The 288-nt window shown below is 63.2% G+C and carries 1 protein-coding gene; it reads right to left on the reverse strand.

Annotated elements, in window-relative coordinates; genetic code table 11:
- A partial coding sequence (locus JYB62_RS19655; protein WP_205647093.1) for a formate dehydrogenase accessory sulfurtransferase FdhD occupies positions 1–288 on the reverse strand: 288 nt, incomplete at both ends.

A 288-nucleotide genomic window follows, 5' to 3' on the forward strand; every position in this document is an offset into this window, starting at 1 on the left:
CCTACATCCTCGCGTACCACCTGCAAACTACCACCCGGCGCGATGATCGCCGCAGCGTGTAAAGAGCCCGTGAGCTCAAACATTTTTTGCTCTTCGCGCATGGCAGCCACCCACTGATGGGCCTGCTGCGGAGTGAGCTGCCAGCCCTCGCTTTGCAGGGCGACTCGCGGCTTCGGCGTGGCCTCGATGACTTCGGCACTGCAGATACCGCAGGAGCTCGAGGTGAGGTAGGCGCGGGCCCTCGGAACCTCCACTGAGGGCTCAACTTCGAGCTGAACCGTGTCGACC

This window comes from Algoriphagus lutimaris (assembly GCF_017051705.1).
Classification (GTDB): Bacteria; Bacteroidota; Bacteroidia; order Cytophagales; family Cyclobacteriaceae; genus Algoriphagus; species Algoriphagus lutimaris.